The 18,287-nt window shown below is 53.2% G+C and carries 17 protein-coding genes; 13 read left to right on the forward strand and 4 right to left on the reverse strand.

Going from position 1 to position 18,287, the window contains the following annotated elements; translation table 11 throughout:
• Positions 1–9: 9 nt before the first annotated feature.
• From B0F88_RS13385 to B0F88_RS13420, 7 genes are all read left to right on the forward strand, one after another.
• Positions 10–111, forward strand: coding sequence for an energy transducer TonB (locus tag B0F88_RS13385; RefSeq protein WP_258076677.1), 102 nt, complete (start codon positions 10–12; stop codon positions 109–111).
• 253 nt (positions 112–364) lie between these two features.
• Positions 365–1,030, forward strand: a complete 666-nt coding sequence (locus B0F88_RS13390) for a MotA/TolQ/ExbB proton channel family protein (protein WP_104424438.1) — start codon at positions 365–367, stop codon at positions 1,028–1,030.
• Between the two features lie 4 nt (positions 1,031–1,034).
• A complete protein-coding gene (locus B0F88_RS13395) occupies positions 1,035–1,445 on the forward strand; it encodes an ExbD/TolR family protein (RefSeq protein WP_104424439.1) in 411 nt (136 codons plus the stop codon).
• A 52-nt stretch (positions 1,446–1,497) separates the two neighbouring features.
• Positions 1,498–2,817 carry an efflux transporter outer membrane subunit gene (locus B0F88_RS13400; protein WP_104424440.1) on the forward strand — a complete coding sequence of 440 codons (1,320 nt, stop codon included), beginning with the start codon at positions 1,498–1,500 and terminating at the stop codon, positions 2,815–2,817.
• Between the two features lie 92 nt (positions 2,818–2,909).
• Positions 2,910–4,076 (forward strand): efflux RND transporter periplasmic adaptor subunit, encoded by a 1,167-nt coding sequence (locus B0F88_RS13405; RefSeq protein ID WP_258076667.1) that lies wholly within the window; start codon positions 2,910–2,912, stop codon positions 4,074–4,076.
• A 192-nt stretch (positions 4,077–4,268) separates the two neighbouring features.
• Positions 4,269–7,358, forward strand: coding sequence for an efflux RND transporter permease subunit (locus B0F88_RS13415; RefSeq protein WP_104424443.1), 3,090 nt, complete (start codon positions 4,269–4,271; stop codon positions 7,356–7,358).
• A gap of 305 nt (positions 7,359–7,663) precedes the next feature.
• Entirely contained in the window at positions 7,664–9,205 is a 1,542-nt protein-coding gene (locus B0F88_RS13420; protein WP_104424444.1) for a PAS domain-containing sensor histidine kinase, read from the forward strand.
• A 1-nt stretch (position 9,206) separates the two neighbouring features.
• Here the strand turns inward: B0F88_RS13420 and B0F88_RS13425 are convergent, their stop codons facing one another.
• The 4 genes from B0F88_RS13425 to B0F88_RS13440 all read right to left on the reverse strand — a co-directional run bounded on the left by B0F88_RS13425 (position 9,207) and on the right by B0F88_RS13440 (position 12,112).
• Positions 9,207–10,541, reverse strand: coding sequence for a L,D-transpeptidase family protein (locus B0F88_RS13425; protein ID WP_104424445.1), 1,335 nt, complete (start codon positions 10,539–10,541; stop codon positions 9,207–9,209).
• Between the two features lie 138 nt (positions 10,542–10,679).
• Entirely contained in the window at positions 10,680–11,045 is a 366-nt protein-coding gene (locus tag B0F88_RS13430) for a DUF4870 family protein (protein WP_104424446.1), read from the reverse strand.
• Positions 11,046–11,072: 27 nt separating this feature from the next.
• On the reverse strand, positions 11,073–11,318 hold the full coding sequence (locus tag B0F88_RS19860; RefSeq protein ID WP_219820863.1) for a DUF1348 family protein: 246 nt from the start codon (positions 11,316–11,318) through the stop codon (positions 11,073–11,075).
• Positions 11,303–12,112 carry a sulfite exporter TauE/SafE family protein gene (locus tag B0F88_RS13440; RefSeq protein WP_104424448.1) on the reverse strand — a complete coding sequence of 270 codons (810 nt, stop codon included), beginning with the start codon at positions 12,110–12,112 and terminating at the stop codon, positions 11,303–11,305. The genes B0F88_RS19860 and B0F88_RS13440 overlap by 16 nt, the downstream gene beginning before the upstream one ends.
• Before the next feature lie 168 nt (positions 12,113–12,280).
• On the opposite strand from B0F88_RS13440, the gene B0F88_RS13445 reads away from it, so the two are divergent.
• The 6 genes from B0F88_RS13445 to B0F88_RS13470 all read left to right on the forward strand — a co-directional run bounded on the left by B0F88_RS13445 (position 12,281) and on the right by B0F88_RS13470 (position 18,264).
• Positions 12,281–12,733 (forward strand): nucleoside deaminase, encoded by a 453-nt coding sequence (locus B0F88_RS13445; RefSeq protein ID WP_104424449.1) that lies wholly within the window; start codon positions 12,281–12,283, stop codon positions 12,731–12,733.
• Between the two features lie 183 nt (positions 12,734–12,916).
• Positions 12,917–14,215, forward strand: a complete 1,299-nt coding sequence (locus tag B0F88_RS13450; protein WP_104424450.1) for an NAD(P)/FAD-dependent oxidoreductase — start codon at positions 12,917–12,919, stop codon at positions 14,213–14,215.
• 63 nt (positions 14,216–14,278) lie between these two features.
• Positions 14,279–14,809 carry a YcxB family protein gene (locus B0F88_RS13455; protein ID WP_104424451.1) on the forward strand — a complete coding sequence of 177 codons (531 nt, stop codon included), beginning with the start codon at positions 14,279–14,281 and terminating at the stop codon, positions 14,807–14,809.
• A gap of 65 nt (positions 14,810–14,874) precedes the next feature.
• Positions 14,875–15,267, forward strand: a complete 393-nt coding sequence (locus B0F88_RS13460; protein ID WP_104424452.1) for an MAPEG family protein — start codon at positions 14,875–14,877, stop codon at positions 15,265–15,267.
• Between the two features lie 82 nt (positions 15,268–15,349).
• The gene (locus B0F88_RS13465) at positions 15,350–16,288 is read left to right on the forward strand and encodes an FRG domain-containing protein (RefSeq protein WP_104424453.1); all 939 of its coding nucleotides are present in this window, start codon (positions 15,350–15,352) and stop codon (positions 16,286–16,288) included.
• A 92-nt stretch (positions 16,289–16,380) separates the two neighbouring features.
• Entirely contained in the window at positions 16,381–18,264 is a 1,884-nt protein-coding gene (locus B0F88_RS13470; protein WP_104424454.1) for an ATP-binding cassette domain-containing protein, read from the forward strand.
• Positions 18,265–18,287: the final 23 nt, after the last annotated feature.

The following is an 18,287-nucleotide window of genomic DNA, read 5'->3' on the forward strand; positions in this document are numbered from 1 at the left end:
GAGGCCGCCATCGAAGCGGTCGAAAAATGGAAATTCATTCCAGCCAAGCGGGGCGACACGCCGGTGGCCAGTTCGGTTATCGTACCCATTAACTTTGTTTTGAATAACTAATAAGTAGACGTTCAAAAGTCTTTTAACGTAACCATGAAGAGCATGAAGAGCATGAAGAGCATGAAGGGCGTGAAGTTATTTTTCTTCTTCATGATCTTCGTGTTCTTCATGGTAAATAAGGAGACAAACGTTTTTTCATTTGGTTAAAAAACTTTTGCTTACTTATATGCACAGTCCAATGGACAGTGCGAAATTGGAGTGTCTTTCGTGGACAGCGCTTAACCTCAATTAATAAATAAAAAAGGAGATATTAATGCCCACTCATATTTCACCGGAAGTCATCATAGACGGTACCCTGTACACACTGCTGATTTTTTCGGTGGCCACTTGGACGGTGATACTTTTTAAAATCTGGGAATTTGCCAATAACAGTTACCGTAACCGGCGTTTTCACGCCGCGTTTTGGGATGCAGGCGATCTGGCGCAAGCCGAATCGGTTCCGGCAGACACAGCGATAGGCCCGCAGGCCCGGATTGCGCAACAGGGCTTTACCTGGCTCAATGAAAGCCGTCTGTCCGACGGCAAGCAGCTTAAATATTGCGGCGCCCAAGCTGACCTGCTGGAACAAGCGATGCGTGAGCAAATGCAGAAAGAACAACATCTGATGGAGAGCGGCCTGACCATGCTCGCCAGCATCGGCAGCACCGCGCCGTTCGTCGGCCTGTTCGGCACCGTATTGGGCATCATGCACGCGATGCATGAGATCACCGCCAGCGGCTCGACCAGCCTCGACGTCGTGGCCGGCCCGATCGGCGATGCGTTGGTCGCCACCGCAATCGGTATCGCCGTCGCGGTACCGGCCGTATTGGCCTACAACTTCTTCCTGCGCCGGGTCAAACAGCATCGTGCCGGCTTGGAAAACTTCGTCGCCAGCTTTCTGCATATCGTCTTCGGCACAGACAGTAAAGTTAAGGAATAGACACATGGCTTTTAAACCGCAATCGGAAGATGAAGGAGCGATGAGCGAGATTAACGTCACGCCGCTGGTCGATGTGATGCTGGTGCTGGTTATTATTTTGCTGGTGACCGCGCCTATGCTGACACAATCGGTGCGCGTGACTTTGCCGAAAACCGCCGAGACCACGGCGGATACCAAAGATCAGCCGCTACAGCTCGGCATTGATGCGCAGGGGGCGATAACGCTGAATAAGCTGCCGATGGCCGATCTGGCCGCATTGGAAACGGCGTTGAAGAACGAGCTCGCGCAAAACCCCGAGATAGGACTGCATTTATACGCCGACCAGGACGTTGTTTATTCCAAGGTTGCCGAAGTCATGGCGACGGTGCAGCACGCGGGGATCGCCAAAATAGCCTTTGTGACTGTGGAGCAGTAATTTGCCCGGCAGGATTTGTACAGTAAGTTTGTGCGTTCTAGGTTGCACGGTGATGCTGCTGACCGCATGCGCTACGACGCCGGAGCGCAATGCAACCGACATGACCCCATTTCCGGCGCAATGGACAGCCGCCAATGCATCCGATAAGCCCATTGCGACACAATGGTTAAGCGCCTTTGCCGACCCGGAGCTAAGCGCATTAGTGCATGATGCATTGAACCATAACTATGACCTGAAAGTCGCCGCCGCCCGCGTCTATGCAGCACGGGAGCAGGCGCGGATCGACGGTGCGGCGCGTTGGCCGCAGCTGGCTTTTGCCGCGGGATACCGGCACGGCGCGACCATAACGAACAGCGAGAGCGGCGCGTTTGAAGCGCTGTTCGCGATGAGCTGGGAAATCGATGTATGGGGGCGCATCAAAGCCGCCCAGCAAGCAGCCGGACAGGATGCCGAAGCCGTGGCCGCCGATTATCACGGCGCCGGATTGTCGCTGGCGGCGCGCACCGCACAAAGCTATTTTGAATTGATCGAAGCCAACCTCCAGGCCGAGGTCGCCGAGCAATCGACCAAGGATCGCCGAACCATCGTCGATCTGGTCCGCGGCCGGTTTGCCCGTGGCTTGACCCGCGGCCTCGATTTACGCTTGGTGTTGACCGATCTGGAGAATGCCAAAGCGCAATTGGCCGGTGCGCGCAATCGGGTGCAAATCGTCACGCGCCGTTTGGAAGTGTTGCTGGGCCGCTATCCCGGCAATAGCTTTAAAAAGCGCTCAGCCTTGCCGACGCCGCCGGCCGCTTTATCCGCAGGCTTGCCCTCGGAACTGTTGGCGCGGCGGCCCGATCTGGTCGCCGTTTTGTCGCGGCTGCGGGCGGCGGATTCCCGCGTGGAAAGCGCGAAAAAAGCGCTGTTGCCCAGGATCACCCTGACCGCCGCCGGAGGCACAGGCAGCCCGGCGCTGACTGAGCTGATCGACCCCCGCGCCGTCGCCTGGAATTTGGCTATGGGACTGGTGCAGCCCATTTTCACCGGAGGCCGCCTGACGGCGGCAATACATTTGAATGAGGCGCGCACCGAAGAAGCGTTTAATCAATATCAAAGTACGGCGCTTAACGCCTTTCGCGAAGTGGAACAAGCGCTGGCTGCGGAATCCTGGTTAAGGGAGCAGGAGCGGGCGCTGAAGGAAGCTGTCGAGCAAACCGAAGCCAGCCGAAAGCTCGCTATCTATTCGTACCGCCAAGGCCTGATCGAAATCCTGACATTGCTGGACAGTTACCGCAGCACCCTGAACGCCCAAAGCGCGCATCTTTCCGTGCAACGGCAATTGCTCAGCAACCGGATTGATCTTTATCTGGCCTTGGGGGGCGGGGTTTAAGGTGAAGGGCAAAAGGCGAAAGGCGAAGGGGGCCGTGTTGAAGCTTAGGTGTTTCGCCTTTTGCCCTTTGTCTTTCGCCTAAAAAAACATTTATGAGACGTTATTTAATGATTGTACAAAGCCGATTGAAAATTCTGCTGCCCGTTGTCTTGTTGCTGGCCGGTATCGCCAGCGCTTGGGCGGTTATTGCGACGCGCCCGCAAATGACGCTGCAAACGCCGAACACTGAAGCGCCGCTGGTTACCGTGATTCAGGTCGAACCGCAATCGCTCCGGCTTGATGTCCATTCTCAAGGCGTCGTCACGCCGCGCAACGAAATCGATTTGATACCGGAAGTCTCGGGTAAAATCATCCAGCTTCATCCCGATTTTGTCGCAGGCGGTTTTTTTGTCCGCAACGACCTGTTGGCGGCTATCGATCCGCGCGATTATGACTACGCTATTTCCCAAGCCCAGGCGCAAATCGCCGAAGCCAAACGGCAATTGGCGATGGAAGAGGCCCAGGCCGAGCAGGCGCATAATGAATGGCAAGCCTTGGGCGAAGGAACGGCCTCGCCGCTGGCGATGCATGAGCCGCAACTGGCCGAAGCCCGCGCCAAACTTAAAGCCGCCGAAGCCAGTCTGCTGCAAGCCCAGACCAAGCGCAGCCGGTGCGAATTGCGCGCGCCGTTTACCGGACGCCTGCAAACCAAGCTGGTCGGTTTGGGCCAAACCATCCAAGCCGGCGAAAAACTGGCGCGCATCTATTCGACCGATCTGGCCGAAATCAGGTTGCCGTTGCCGACCGATCAGCTGGCCTATCTGGATTTGCCGCTGGGAGAAGGGCAGTGCGGCGAGACCTGTCCCAAAGTGACATTCACCGCCGACTTCGCAGGAACCGTGCAAACCTGGGAAGGCCGTATCGTGCGCAGCGAAGGCAAGCTGGATGACACTACCGGCGTGCTCTATGCGGTGGCCGAAGTGCTCAATCCGTATAGCCGAAAAGACCGGAACTCACCGCTGCTGGCCGGGCTGTTTGTGCAGGCGCAGGTACTGGGCAAGGAACAGCAAAATCTGTTTGTGCTGCCGCAGGTTGCAATCAACGCCTCGCAGCAGGCCTTGGTCGTTGACGCCGAACTGCGGTTGCATATCCGCCGCCTTGAGGTGCTGCGCAATGAGCCGGATCGTATTCTGGTGAAAGGCGGCCTGAACGCAGGCGACCGGATTGTGACGTCCGGTATTCATGTGCCGGTGGAAGGCATGAAGGTCAGGGTCGAATGATTAAGGTAAAAGGCGCAAGGCGAAAGGCAAAAAAATTCTTGGACGCACAGCGTCCTGAAATGCTACGAATCATAGGTCACAAGGCTTTACACCCTGTCCAGATTACACGGCGCAGCGCGCCGAGACTGCGTTCCCACGTAGCGCGTGGGAACGAGGTAATATCTGTCCATGCAAGCCGTATTTTTCTAACTCATGAATAGTTCACCACACTATCGTTCTACCGGCCTTTTAGCCTGGTTCGCCTCCAATCCGGTGGCGGCCAACCTGTTGATGATACTGATCATTATCGGCGGCATCGTCGGTTTTAAGGTGATGGACAAGGAGGTGTTTCCCCGTTTTAACCTGCAACAGATCGAGATTACTGCAAATTATCCGGGCGCGGGGCCTTTGGAAATCGAAGAATCGGTGTGCGTGCGCATCGAAGAGGCGATCAGCGATATGCCGGGGATCAAACGGCAAAGCAGCGTGATTCTCGAGGGCGAATGCACCGTCAAGGTCTGGGTGTTGCCGGATTACGATCAGGATCTGGTTATCAGTTCCCTGCGCGGACGCATTCAAAATATTCCCCGGCTACCGAAAAACCTGGAAAAAATCGACGTGCAACCGGCCACCCGCAATGGCGATGACGGCGTTATCTGGGTGGCTTTGCACGGCCCTACCGATCCGCTGACGCTGCAACGTTTCGGCGAGCGCATTCGCGCCGACCTTGAGCAAATCCCCGGCGTGTTCCGGGTAATCAATTATGGCGAAATTCCTTATGAAATCGTTATCGAGGTGTCTTCGGCCAGACTGAATCAATACCACCTGTCCCTGCACGATGTCACCGAAGCCGTGCGTCGCGCCTCGCTGGACCAGTCGGGCGGACTGGTGAAAACGCCGTCAGGCGAATTGCAGCTCAGGGTCAAGGGCAAAGCCAAGGACGCATCCAGTATCGGCGATCTGGTGCTGCGCACCCATGCCGACGGCACGCGCTTGCGTCTCGGCGAGGTTGCCGTGATCCGCGACGGCCTCGAAGAGCGGCTGTCGGAATGGCATTATAACGGCGAGACCGCCCAGGGCTGGGCAATCCATACCAAATACAGTTCTGTCGACGTGGCGCGCCGGGTTAAGGACTATGTCGCCGACATGCAGCCGCAACTGCCGGAAGGTCTGGCGATGACGACCTGGTGGGATGATTCGCAGGCTTACGAGGAGCGGGTGCGCACGCTGGTGGAAGACGGCCTCGGCGGCTTCGTGCTGGTATGCCTGGTGTTGACCTTGTTTTTGCGCTTGCGCGTGGCGGTCTGGGCCGGAGTCGGTATTTTCACGTCGGTACTGGGCGCGTTGTGGCTGATGCCGATGCTGGATGTGTCGCTGAACATGCTGTCGTTGTTCGGTTTTCTGTTGGCGATGGGTATTCTGGTCGACGACGCGATCATTATCGGCGAAAGCGTGCATTCGCATCAGCAGGACGGGCAGGATGCCGAGGCCAGTCTTGCCGGTGCGATCAGCGGCGTACAGGCGGTGGCCTTGCCGGTGATCCTGTCGGTCATGGTGGCTTTGGTGGCGTTCCTACCGGGGCTGTTCCTGCCCGGATGGGCCGGGCAGATGATGAAACCGATCTGTCTGGTGATGATTTTGACCCTGGTGTTTTCGCTGATCGAGGCCTTGCTGATTCTGCCGTCGCATCTGGCCGCGCCCAATCGCGCGGTAACGGCTTATTCCCGGCTGGAACGTTTACGGGGCAAGCTCAATGCCGGCCTGGACCGCTTTGTCGAGCGTTACTACCGCCCGTTTCTGCAATTCGCACTGAATTGGCGCTACCTGTGCGTCGCCGGTTTCATGGTGTTGATACTCCTGTGCGGCGCATGGCTGGACAGCGGACGGCTGCGCATGTCCCTGCAGGCGGATGTGGTCAAGGACAGTTTCTGGGTTTCCCTGGCATCGCCGCAGGATGCGCCTTACAGCGAAGTGCGCGGCCGGGCGCAACAGGTGGAGCAGGCGTTTTTTGCGCTGCGAGATGAACTGGACGGAGCAAACCGCGATCCCAAGAAAGCCGGCGTCGTTGTCGGACTGGAAACCATGATCTGGGAGCATAGCGCCGGTTTCTGGACCGAATTTTCGGAGGAAGGCCGGCGACGGATAGTCGTCGAAGATTTTATCAATGAGTGGCGTAAACGTATCGGCGACCTGGGCCGCACCAAGATCGATTTTCTGTACAAGGAAGGCGACGTGCCTTACGACATCGAGATTGATCTCGGCGCGACCGATTCCGAGATGCTGCCTAAAGCCGCGGCTGAGCTCAAGCGCGCACTGGAAGGCTATCCCGGCGTTTACGATGTGGTGGATTCCAGTGAGCCGGGCAAGCCGGAAATCCGCTTGACCTTGAAGCCGGAAGCGGAACGCTTAGGATTGCGCCTTGAAGATTTGTCCGAGCAAGTCCGTCACGGCTACTATGGCGATGAAGTGCAACGCTTGCAGCGCGGGCGTAATGAAGTCAAGGTGATGGTGCGTTATCCGCGCGACGAACGCCAGTCGCTGGACAGCCTGGCGGCGCTGCCGGTGCAACTGCCTGACGGCCAGCATGCGCCGTTGGGCACATTAGCTAAAGTGACATTAACCCCCGGCGTCGCCAAGCTGATCCGGCAAGACCGCCGCCGGGTGTTGAAAGTGCAGGCGCGGGTCGACCGGCAAAAAGCCGATGTCAACGCGATCTATGCGGGGCTGGAAACCGGCGAGCTGAAAAACTTGCGCTTGAATCATCCCGGCCTGAGCGCAACCATCGGCCAGGATCGCCAGGAACAGCAATCCATGCTTGAGGCGCTGAAACAAAACACGCTGATCTCGCTGCTGGTGATTTATGTGCTGATTGCGGTGCCGTTCCGCTCGTACCTGAAGCCGCTGATTTTCCTGTTGGCCGCGCCGGTCGCCTGGTGCGGGGCGGTCATTGCGCACGGGCTGGCGGGTTTGCCGTTGTCGATGGAATCCTTGGTCGGGATGATCGCGGCCAGCGGCGTGGTTGTCAACGACAGCCTGGTGCTGCTGGATTATATGAAAGAGAACCACGACCCGGAAAAGCCGATTACGGAATTGATTTGCGCCGCCTGCACCTCGCGGTTTCGGCCGATCTTTTTGGCTTTCCTGACCAATTTCGTCGGATTTCTGCCGGCGCTGCTGGAAACCAGCCCGCAAGCGCAATTTTTGATTCCGATGACCTTGTCCCTGTCGGCGGGCCTGTTGCTGGGCATGGCAGCCAGCCTGATACTGACGCCGGTTTGTTACGCTATTTTGGGCAAGGCTTGAGTCCGCTCCACCGGAGCGAAACGGCGCCACCCTCATTCATAACTCGGTTGGATGGGGTTCACGGGTAAGGATAATCGCCCAAAAACACCTAAAACCTTTACGTTATTGATAAGTAACCGTACTTATTGATTGCAAACGTTCGATTCTCTATTTTAAACATACCCGTGCGGCATTGTCGGCCTTGATGATGTCGGCTGCATGTAAACGGCGCTATCGAGGGGCGTTGACTCTCAGACCTGTTTTGGGCTCCGGTTTTTTATGACGGTGCATTTCCTCATTTTATCCGATACCTGCAATGTTCCCGTATGACTGAGTTTTTTGGTATTAAAAACGAGACCCCTTATAGCTATTGTCTGAGCTGTAGCCCGGAATTGCTTTGGCTGCACGTTATTTCGGATTTGCTGATCACGCTTTCCTTTTATGCCGTTTTCCTGGGGGTCGTCCGTTTTATCCGGCAGCGTAAAAATTTACCCTATCCGTGGCTGTTTGCCTTGTTCGCCGGATTTATTGTCGCCTGCGGCGCCACGCACTTACTGTCGGTTATCATGATTTGGCTGCCTTTATATTGGCTGGACGGCCTGTTTAAAGCCTTTGCGGCGGCGCTCTCTGTCGCGATTCTTGTGCCGAGGCTGCATCTTATTCCCCGCATCTTGTCTGTCTCCGGCGCTACACACCTTCAAGCTGAGGCGGAGCAAGCGGAGAATAAACTTGCGGTTATTTCCGATAGCGTTGAGGCCTGCATACTGGATTCCCTGACCTCTCAGATCGCCGTGCTGGATACGCAGGGCGTTATCGTTGCGGTCAACAAGGCGTGGCGGCGGTTTGGCAAGGAAAACGGCAGTCAAGCTATGCCGGGATTTGATTATCTGGACGCTTGTAAAAGAGGACTCAATCAATCTTATGGCGATCAGGGAGCCGCCGCTCATATCGGCATTGCGGCGGTTCTGGCCGGCGAGCTGGAAACATTTCAGCTGGAGTATTCGTGTCATTTATCCGATCAGCAACGCTGGTTTTACATGAACGTGTCGCCATTGCGAGGTTCTCGCCGGGGGGCGGTGCTCAGCCATGAAAACATCACCGAGCGTAAGTACCGGGAGCAGCAAGACAAGGATCATCTGGATCAGCTCGCTCATGTCACTCGCCGCGGATTGATGGGCGAAATGGCGTCGGGCATCGCCCATGAAGTCAACCAGCCCCTGTCTGCGATTTCAAGCTATACGCAAGTGAGTTTAAACCTGATTAACACGGAAGACCCCGATCTGGTAAAGCTCACCGAGATATTGCATAAAACCCAGCAGCAGGCGTTGAGGGCGGGGTGGATCATTCATCGCATGAGGGAGTTTGTGCAAGCGCATGCAAAATACCGTTCAACGGCCGATGTTAATCATTTAATTCATAACGCTGCCGGCCTGTGTAGCGCCGAACTTAAACGAAACCACATCAGGCTGACCTTTGAGCTGAAAAGCAACCTGCCGCCTATCTATGTCGATTATGTGCAAATCGAACAAGTCATCATCAACCTGATCCGAAACAGCGTTGACGCGCTGCAAAACTTACCGCCGAAACAGCAGCGCCAGTTATCCATCCATAGCGGATTGGTGGGGGATAACGGCATACAGGTCAGGATGAAAGACAATGGGCCGGGACTCGATGAGGACCAGCAACAAAAAATATTAACGCCTTTTTACAGCACCAAGACCGATAGCATGGGCATGGGCTTACCGATCAGCCGCTCTCTGGTCGAAGCTCATGACGGCACGTTGCGTTTCGATAGCGCGCCCGGAAAAGGCGCCACTTTTTATTTCACGCTGCCGATACACAGAAAACTTGATGGGGATGGGGGCTGATTTAATTCACAGATGTTGAACGGGGTTTTAACGGTTCGGCATCAATTTCAAAATCCATTTTGATGCGTTTTACGGCGGCTTTCATTTCCGATTTGCTCTTAAAAGGTCCGGCGATAACTTGGTAGGCATCGTCTTTTTGGACTTTACGGGCGGGTATGACCGGTCCCTGGTGATTAAGCATGGTTGCCAGTTGTTGCGCTTGCGTTTCGTCATTAAAGCGGGCTACTAAAACGGACCAGTCGCTGTCTTTTAGCTCCTGGATAACCGGTTGGTCATAGAACCGGCCGGGATGTTTCAACTGCAAGGCGTTTGCCGATATTTGCGTTATATCGGGGCTGTGCATGAGCACCGGCGTGGGAATGCCGTCTGAGCGCCGGAGTATGCGTTCGACTTTTTCCCAATCGACAGCGACGCTTTTTTTTGCGCCGATTTCATGTAACTGCCTGATGACCTGTTTTTTCAGCTTGGCTTTATCCTTGGTCCATTTTTGTAAGGGTTCATGCGCTTCAAGGTATAACATGTCCTGACGCCATGCGGTCAAATAGGGCTGGTGAACGATGTGTACCGGCATGCCGACCGTCGCTTTTTTGAACAGCGCTTCAATATCTTCGGGATAAAGCTGCACGCAGCCGTGACTGATCTGCATGCCGATACCGTAGGGTTTGTTGGTGCCGTGGATTAAATAACCGGGGACGCCCAGGCGCATTGCATAAAGCCCCAGCGGATTGTCCGGTCCGGCATCGACTACCGCGGGCAGTGAATCGCCTTTTTCGGCGTGTTCGCGATGAATGGATTCGGGGACGCGCCAGCTGGGATTGGCGTTTTTGGCGACGATGCTGGTCAGTCCCATCGGCGTATTCCAGCCCTGGCGGCCAATGCCTACCGGATAGGTGTAGACTTTGCCGGGTTGTTTTGGGGGGTAATAAAACAGCCGCATATTCGCCAGATTCAGGGCTATGCCTTTGTGAGGCGAGTCGGGAAGTATAAATTGTAAAGGCAGCAAAACATGACTGCCCGGCGTGGGAGTCCAGGGGGAGACAGCGGAATTGGCTATGCTGATGTCGTTATAGCCCAGGCCGAAATGCCGGGCAATATCCGGCAACGTATCGTTTTCTCGGCTATCGATTGCGGCAATCGCACCGACCATGTTTTCGCCGTCAGACAGGTCGAATTCGTGGGTGGCGATGGTTTCGGGTTGAGGAATCTGATGGCTTGCCGTTTCCTGATAAAAAAGCGACGATAGCGTCTGACAGCCGCTAAGCAGTATTAATCCGGCTATCAGGGTCAGCGGCAGGGCGGTTTTTTTAACGGTGGGCAGGCTTCCTTGGTTGGGCATAGTCATAAGCTGCGAGTAGTGTTACAAGCGTCAAAGTATAGTCAGGGAAATATTAAGAAAGGATTAAATGCGGGGGCTTCCGGCCGTATGCGGCTGAAACCGCCTGGAGTTAAACTCCTTAGCTCCAGGCGGTTTAAGTCAAATCGATGGCTCTTTAACCGGCCGGTCGGAATTCAGGGCCATCCATCCGATTACGATTCTGTATATCATCAGTAGCAGGGTTGCAATCAGGATAAACAGGCCGATGCCCAACTCAAAAGTCAATCCGGCCAACGCCATACCGGCCAGAGCTATCCAGACGGTTTTGATTTGCCAGTCGAAATGGGATTCCAGCCAGGTTCCCCGGACGTCATCCCGCCTCATGAAGTTTATAACCGCCCCCACCAGCAACGGCAACCCGGCAAATGCGAAAGAGAGTACCTGGCATAGATAGACGGTCGCCGCCAGTCGTTTCAAGTCGTGTGATTTTTCAAGATCGGTTTGATCAGTTGAATTTTCATTCATGATACACCTGCCTGTTGATTTTTTCTGTTATGGCAGCCGCGAAGCCGCAGTGCCTTCTTGGCCGAATATAAGCTTTATTATCAGGCGGTAATCCAGTAGCCTGGCCCATTTTTGCTTTAGAAACTGCACAATCCGGTCGCGGCCGCTAAGAAATTGGGTCCGGTTACGCCATTGGCTGTCAATGCTGTAAGCCGGCGCTATTTTTTCCGGGTCATGGGGTATTCCAGGCGTTTTCGGCGGCGCGTGAATGCGGATTTTTACTGCAATACGAATTTAAGCCCGATCAACATCAGTATGCAAGCTAAAACCGGGCGTAAAAATCTTTCCGGAATCTTTGCGCTCAGGTGGCTGCCGATCCAGATGCCCGGCAACGAGCCGAGCAGCAGGCTGACCAATAAAATCAAATCCACATTGCCCAGGCTAAGGTGGCCCAGTCCCGCGACTGCGGTCAACGGAATGGCATGAGCCAGATCGGTGCCGACAATCTTCAGCGTGGTCATTCTGGGATAGAGAAATAACAGTGCAACGGTACCCAGCGCGCCCGCGCCGACAGACGACAGAGTGACCAATACGCCCAGCACCGCGCCAATCAGCACCGTGGCGGGAATTTGCAGATGCTTGAAGCGCCCGGCATTCTCGGGGGTGCTGTGCTCGTCATCAATAGGTTTAAGTTTCGCCGCCCTGTTTAATAACACGCTGCGCACGATCAGTGAGATCGAAGTCAGCACCAGCGCGATGCCCAGCGTAAACGTAATCGCCCCCGTGGTTTCCTTGCCGACTTCCATAAAATGTTTAAGTACAAACAAGGTGGCCAGCGCAAAAGGTATGCTGCCCAGCGCCAACCAGCCGACGATTTTCCAGTCTACCGAGCTGTGTTTATTGTGATGCACCCATACGCCGCCGGTTTTGGTGATGGCGGCAAATAAAAGATCGGTACCCACCGCGACGGAAGGTTTGAATCCGAACAGGAAAACCAGTAATGGCGTCATCAGCGAACCGCCGCCCACGCCGGTCAACCCCACCAACAGACCTACAGCAAGACCGGAAAAAGTGTATCCCCAATTCATAAAACCAACCCTTGTTTTAATGCGTCTAAAAAGACAGGCATTATAACAGGCGAGTAGTGCTGATTTTTAGATATGTTGTTCTGGATTATGAATAATGACTTTGCGTTTGGCGCTAAAATGCCTGTATAACCGTTTTGCAACGATATGCCCACCTTAGGAGAACCCTCGATGAACTATGCAAACATGCTGGCCGTGGCGCTTGCCGAAGCGCAAACCGGCTTTGATGAAGGCGGCGTACCGGTCGGCGCGGCGCTGTTCGACGCTGACGGCAACCTGCTTGGACGCGGCCGCAATCGCCGGGTGCAGGATAACGATCCCTCCGTTCACGGCGAAACAGACGCCTTCCGCAAAGCCGGCCGTCAAACCCATTATCGCGACAAGATTTTGGTGACGACGTTGGCGCCCTGCTGGTATTGCTCGGGGTTAATCCGGCAATTCAATATCGGCACCGTGGTGGTCGGCGAATCGGTCAACTTTGAAGGCCACCTGGACTGGCTCAAAGAAGCCGGGGTGAAAGTTGTTGAAATGAACGATCCCGACTGTATCGCGCTGATGTCGCGCTTTATCGAGCAATCGCCGCAGCTTTGGTTTGAAGACATCGGCGAATGCGATTGTGCTTAACGGGGCCTGGCGGTTTGTCTGCTGATTTGAGTCGCTCCGGCTTCAAGCGATTATGCTAAATCAGGCGCCCCCCATCAAAATTCAGCTCATCCCCAATCCGTGCTGAGTAAAATCGGTCACAACGGGGTTGATTCGATATAATGCTATCGTGCAGAAAAATAATGTTTTTTGAGGGGGATGACAATGACTGATAATAATGAAAAACACAAGATAGTGATTGTTGGCGGCGGGGCGGCGGGACTTGAGATTGCCACCCGTTTGGGTAAAAAATTAGGTAAAAAAGGCTTGGCTGAGGTCATGTTGCTGGACGCTTCGCCGACGCATATCTGGAAGCCGCTGCTGCATGAGGTTGCAGCCGGTACATTGGATGAGTCCGAGCAGATTGAATATCTGGCCCAGGCGCACCGGAACCATTTCCGCTTCAGGCTGGGCAGGATGGAAGGCCTGAACCGGCAGAAAAAGGAAATTTATGTCAGCCCGACGTTCAGCGACAGCGGCGAAGAATTAATCCCCCGGCGCACGTTCAGTTACGATACGCTGGTGATGTCGGTCGGCAGTATCAGCAACACGTTTAATATCAAGGGTGTGGCGGAACACTGCCTGTTCCTCGATACCACCGCGCAGGCTTTCAGGTTTCAAAAGCAACTGGTCGAATCGTATATCAAAAGCCATGCGGGCACAGCCGCCGACAAGACCTTGTCTATCGTTATCATTGGCGCGGGAGCCACCGGCGTCGAGCTGTCGGCGCAATTGCACGAGGTGACCGATTTGCTGGCGGTTTACGGCCTGGATGAATCCAGCGATGTAAAACTGACCATTATCGAAGCGGCCACCCAATTGTTGCCCGCATTGCCCGGCAAGCTGGCTCAGGCGACGCAGCAACAGCTGGTCAAGCTGGGCATTGACCTTAAGCTGGGCCGCCGGGTGGTTGAAGTGACCGGGGACGCCGTGCATACCCATGACGGCGAAATAATACCGGCGGATCTTAAAGTCTGGTCGGCGGGCATTAAAGCGCCGGACTGGATGAAAGACCTGGACGGCCTGGAAGTGAACAGGATCAACCAGCTGGTGGTCGATGAAACCTTAAAAACCAGCGACGATAACATTTTTGCGATAGGCGATTGCGCGGCCTGCCCGTGGCCCGGACACGACGGCAATGTGCCGCCGAGAGCCCAAGCGGCGCATCAGCAGGCATCGACGTTAAGTAAATCGATAGTCAACCGCTTACAGGGCGGAAAGCTGGTGAAATACACTTATCTCGATTACGGGTCGCTGGTGGCGCTCGGCAAATACACCACGGTCGGCAACCTGATGGGAAACCTGATGGGTTCTGTCAGTATCGGCGGTTTTATCGCCAGAGTGGTTTATCTGTCCCTGTACAAAATGCATCAGGTGGCGATACACGGCTATTTCAGGACGGCGATGTTGACGCTTTCCAACCTGTTCCGGCGCAGCGCCCATGCAAAAATTAAAATGCATTAAAATTTTTTATGTACCTACGCCTGCGTAGTTACTTTTTTATCATTATTGACCAAGACCAAAAACATGTTTGAAATTGAATACGAATTCCGCGAAGAAGATTTAATTCATTTTAATGAAATACAATTCATGAGAAATGAAGAGATACAGAGCAATATAAGAAAAAACCGCTGGATAGTGCCGGGCGTCATGGGGCTTATCGGTTCGTTTTATTATTTTTATTACGGCGATATGACTTCATCGGGCTACATCGTCGTTATTGCGATACTCTGGGCGTTGCTGTCGCCCAAGATCATGATGCTGGATTTGCGCAGGCAGATTCTTAAGAACTATACCTATAAAGAAAAGCACAATATGTTCGGCACCTATGTTTTAACCATAGACCCCGCCAATCCTAATTACCTGCTGGAGAAGTCGCCCAGCGGCAAGCATAAAATGGCCTGGAGCGACCTGGTTCGGGTCGAATACGGCAAACGCTATGTATATATCTATATTAATCTGAGCACCGCGTTGGTTATTCCGGTGGAAACCGTCAAAAGAGGCAATCTTGAACAATTTGCCGAGCAGGCGGAAAAGATGATTGAACGGTTTGCATAGAAGGCATGACACGTGTAGCAGGGAAGCTTTAACTCTTTTTAAATTTGCCTTACGGGGTAAAAGCCATGATTACATCAATATATGCATCGCTATCGGCCTTATTAATAGTGAAACTTGCGCTTTCGGTAATAAAGCTGCGTAGAAAAAACCGCGTCAGTGTCGGCGACGGCGGAAATGAGGCGTTGCAGCTGGCAATTCGCGCTCATGCCAACGCAGTGGAATACATTCCTATAGCATTGATGCTTTTGTTAACGCTGGAATTAAACGAAGCGCCGAAGATACTTATCCATGTATTGGGCGCGACATTATTAATTGGGCGAATCCTTCATGCTCTGGGTCTTCCCGCAAAGGACTTCAAGAAAAGAGTATTGGGCATGCAGATAACAATCTACCTGCTAATCGGCTTGGCCGTGCTGAATATTGTATTTTTTGCGTTTGCTGAGGCGCTTAAATTTTAGATTAGCTATATACCGCATGCCTGCCTGTTACAGGGCTTGAGTTGCACTGCGAAGGTAAAGCAAGCCCAAAAGGGATTATTTTATGTGCTACGACGAAAGGCATTTTGACACTGCTAAAGAATTAGTAGATTTTATTGAAAGTAATGAAAGTGAAAGCTTTAGAACTGCTGGAAAATTTGAAGCCACAACTGTTGGTAGAGGATTGCATATTTTTCGAGGGCAATCAGATTCCACTTGGGAAATAGTACCCGCTGTGTTTCGAAACCTCACTGCCCCGCCACATCCATTAAGTGATTTTGCGGCACAACTACCCGGTATATACGAAAAGACAACAGATAAACATCAATGGTTACAATCACAATTACATGCAGAACTTTGGTCTGTGTCGGAGTTTTTAAATACCGCTGACAAATTAGGAATAACAACACCAATTAATTATTTTCAAACCATAAAAGCTATAGATAGCAATATCTATGGCGACAAAGAAGAAAATTCACAACAAGATTTTCCACCTATAGCGATAATTGAAGGAATAGCGTTAGCTCAGCATCATGGTATCCCAACCAGGTTAATTGATTGGACTGAATCGCCATTGATTGCTTGTTTTTTTGCCGCATATGGTGCCTCAAATTTAGTATCAGATGGGAAACGAGAAAATTCAGCCAATATAGCTATCTTTTGTTTCAATGTAGTAACGCTCTCACGCTCAAACAAGATTGTCCAAGTAGAAGCAGCAAGACATAGAAACAATTTTTTACGGCAACAAAAAGGCTTGTTCACCTATATTCCAACGGCGAATTCTTATTTTATTAAAAATGGAAGTTGGCCTTCACTTGAAGATATTATCTGTGAAGAAAATAGTAGCGGGAGTTTAAAAAAATATACACTTCCTTCTTCGCAAGCCGATGAACTACTTAGAATATTATTCGATTATGATATTACTAAGCACCATCTTATGCCAACACTTGACAATATTGCACACAGCCATAGGTACATAAAGAAGTTATGGCCACAATTCTAAATCTTAATGAAAGTACCTAACATAATTTATGTAAAACCGGATTGCAAAGAATCCTTGCACCTTGCACCTTTTACCTTTCACCTTGAGCCTTAATGCTAAATTTTAGAAATATAACCCTCCGCCGCGGCGCGCGGGTGTTGTTTGCCAACTCTTCTTTCACCATTCACAAAGGCCAAAAAGTGGGCTTTACCGGCGCAAACGGCGCGGGTAAGTCCAGCTTTTTTGCGTTGGTCAGGGGCGAGCTGCATTTGGATGAGGGCGATTTTTCGATGCCGCCGGGGCTGGAGATTGCTCATGTCGCCCAGGAAACTCCGGCCGTCGTCCGCTCTGCGATCGATTACGTCATTGACGGCGATCAGCCGTTAAGACGCTTGCAAGCCCAATTGGTTGCCGCCGAACAGGCCGAAGACGGCTTGAAGCAGGCCGAATTGCATGCGGCCTTGGACACCATCGGGGGCTATACCGCACAGGCCCGTGCTTCACGGTTAATGAACGGCTTGGGCTTTAGTTCGGATCAGGAAAATAATGCAGTCAACTCGTTTTCCGGCGGCTGGCGGATGCGTCTTAATCTGGCCCAGGCCTTGATGTGCCGTTCGGACGTATTGCTGCTTGATGAACCGACCAATCATCTGGACTTGGATGCGGTGATCTGGTTGCAGGACTGGTTGTGCAAATATCCCGGCACTTTATTGCTGATTTCTCATGACCGGGACTTTCTGGATACGATCACCGATCATATCGTTCACATTGAACAGAATAAGGCCGAAATCTATACCGGCAATTATTCGGCCTTTGAACGCATGCGTGCCGAAAAGCTGGCGCAACAACAATCATCCTATCTGAAGCAGCAACGGGAAATCGCCCATATGCAGAGCTTTGTCGACCGCTTTAAGGCGCAGGCGACCAAGGCGAGACAGGCGCAAAGCCGGATCAAAGCCCTGGAAAGGATGGAGCTAATTGCGCAAGCGCATGTCGATTCACCGTTCGATTTCAGTTTCGCCAAGCCGGGAAAAATGCCGAATCCCCTGTTAACGCTGGATAAGGTCGATATTGGCTACGGGCAAACCTGCGTGATCAAGCAGGCAGGCTTGTCCATATCGCCGGGCGACCGTATCGGCTTGCTGGGGCCGAATGGCGCGGGCAAATCCAGCCTGATCAAGGTGCTGGCAGGCGATATGCAGCCGTTATCCGGCAACAGGAATGAAGCGGAAGCGCTAAAAATCGGCTATTTCGCCCAGCACCAGCTGGAGCAGCTGCGCGTCGATGAAAGCCCATTGTGGCATTTGCAGCAGTTGGACAAGCAGGCGACCGAAAAGGATCTGCGCAATTTTCTGGGCGGTTTCGATTTTTGCGGCGACAAGGTGTTGGAAGTCGTCAAACCCTTTTCCGGCGGCGAAAAAGCGCGGCTGGTTTTGGCGCTGCTGGTTTATCAAAATCCGAACCTGTTGCTGCTGGATGAGCCGACCAACCACCTGGACCTGGAAATGCGCCACGCCTTGAGTGTGGCCTTGCAGGACTATGAAGGCGCGATAGTCGTCGTCTCGCATGACCGGCATTTATTGCGCTCGGTGACCGATCAGTTATTATTGGTGTCAGGCGGCAAGGTGCAGCCTTTCGATGGCGATCTTGACGATTACCGGATGTGGCTGGCGGAGCAGAAAAAAGGCGAGGAAAAAACCGTTGCCAATACTGTTCAGACCGTATCGCGGAAAGACCAGCGAAAGCTGGACGCAGAACGCAGGCAAAAACACAAGCCTTTGTTCGATGCGCTGAAAAAAGCTGAAGCTGCGGTGGAAAAATATCATAATGAACAGCGGCAACTGGAGCAGCAATTGGCCGATCCTGCGATTTATGCCGAATCGGAAAAAGAGCGGTTAAAAGAATTGATGGAGCGGAAAGTAAAAATCGATAAGGCGCTGGATGAAGCGGAAGCGGCCTGGATGGACGCCGAGGAAAAGATCGAAGTGGCTAAATAATGGTGCAGGGGCGACCGGGGAAA

Origin of the sequence: Methylobacter tundripaludum (assembly GCF_002934365.1) — a bacterium.
Classification (GTDB): Bacteria; Pseudomonadota; Gammaproteobacteria; order Methylococcales; family Methylomonadaceae; genus Methylobacter_A; species Methylobacter_A tundripaludum_A.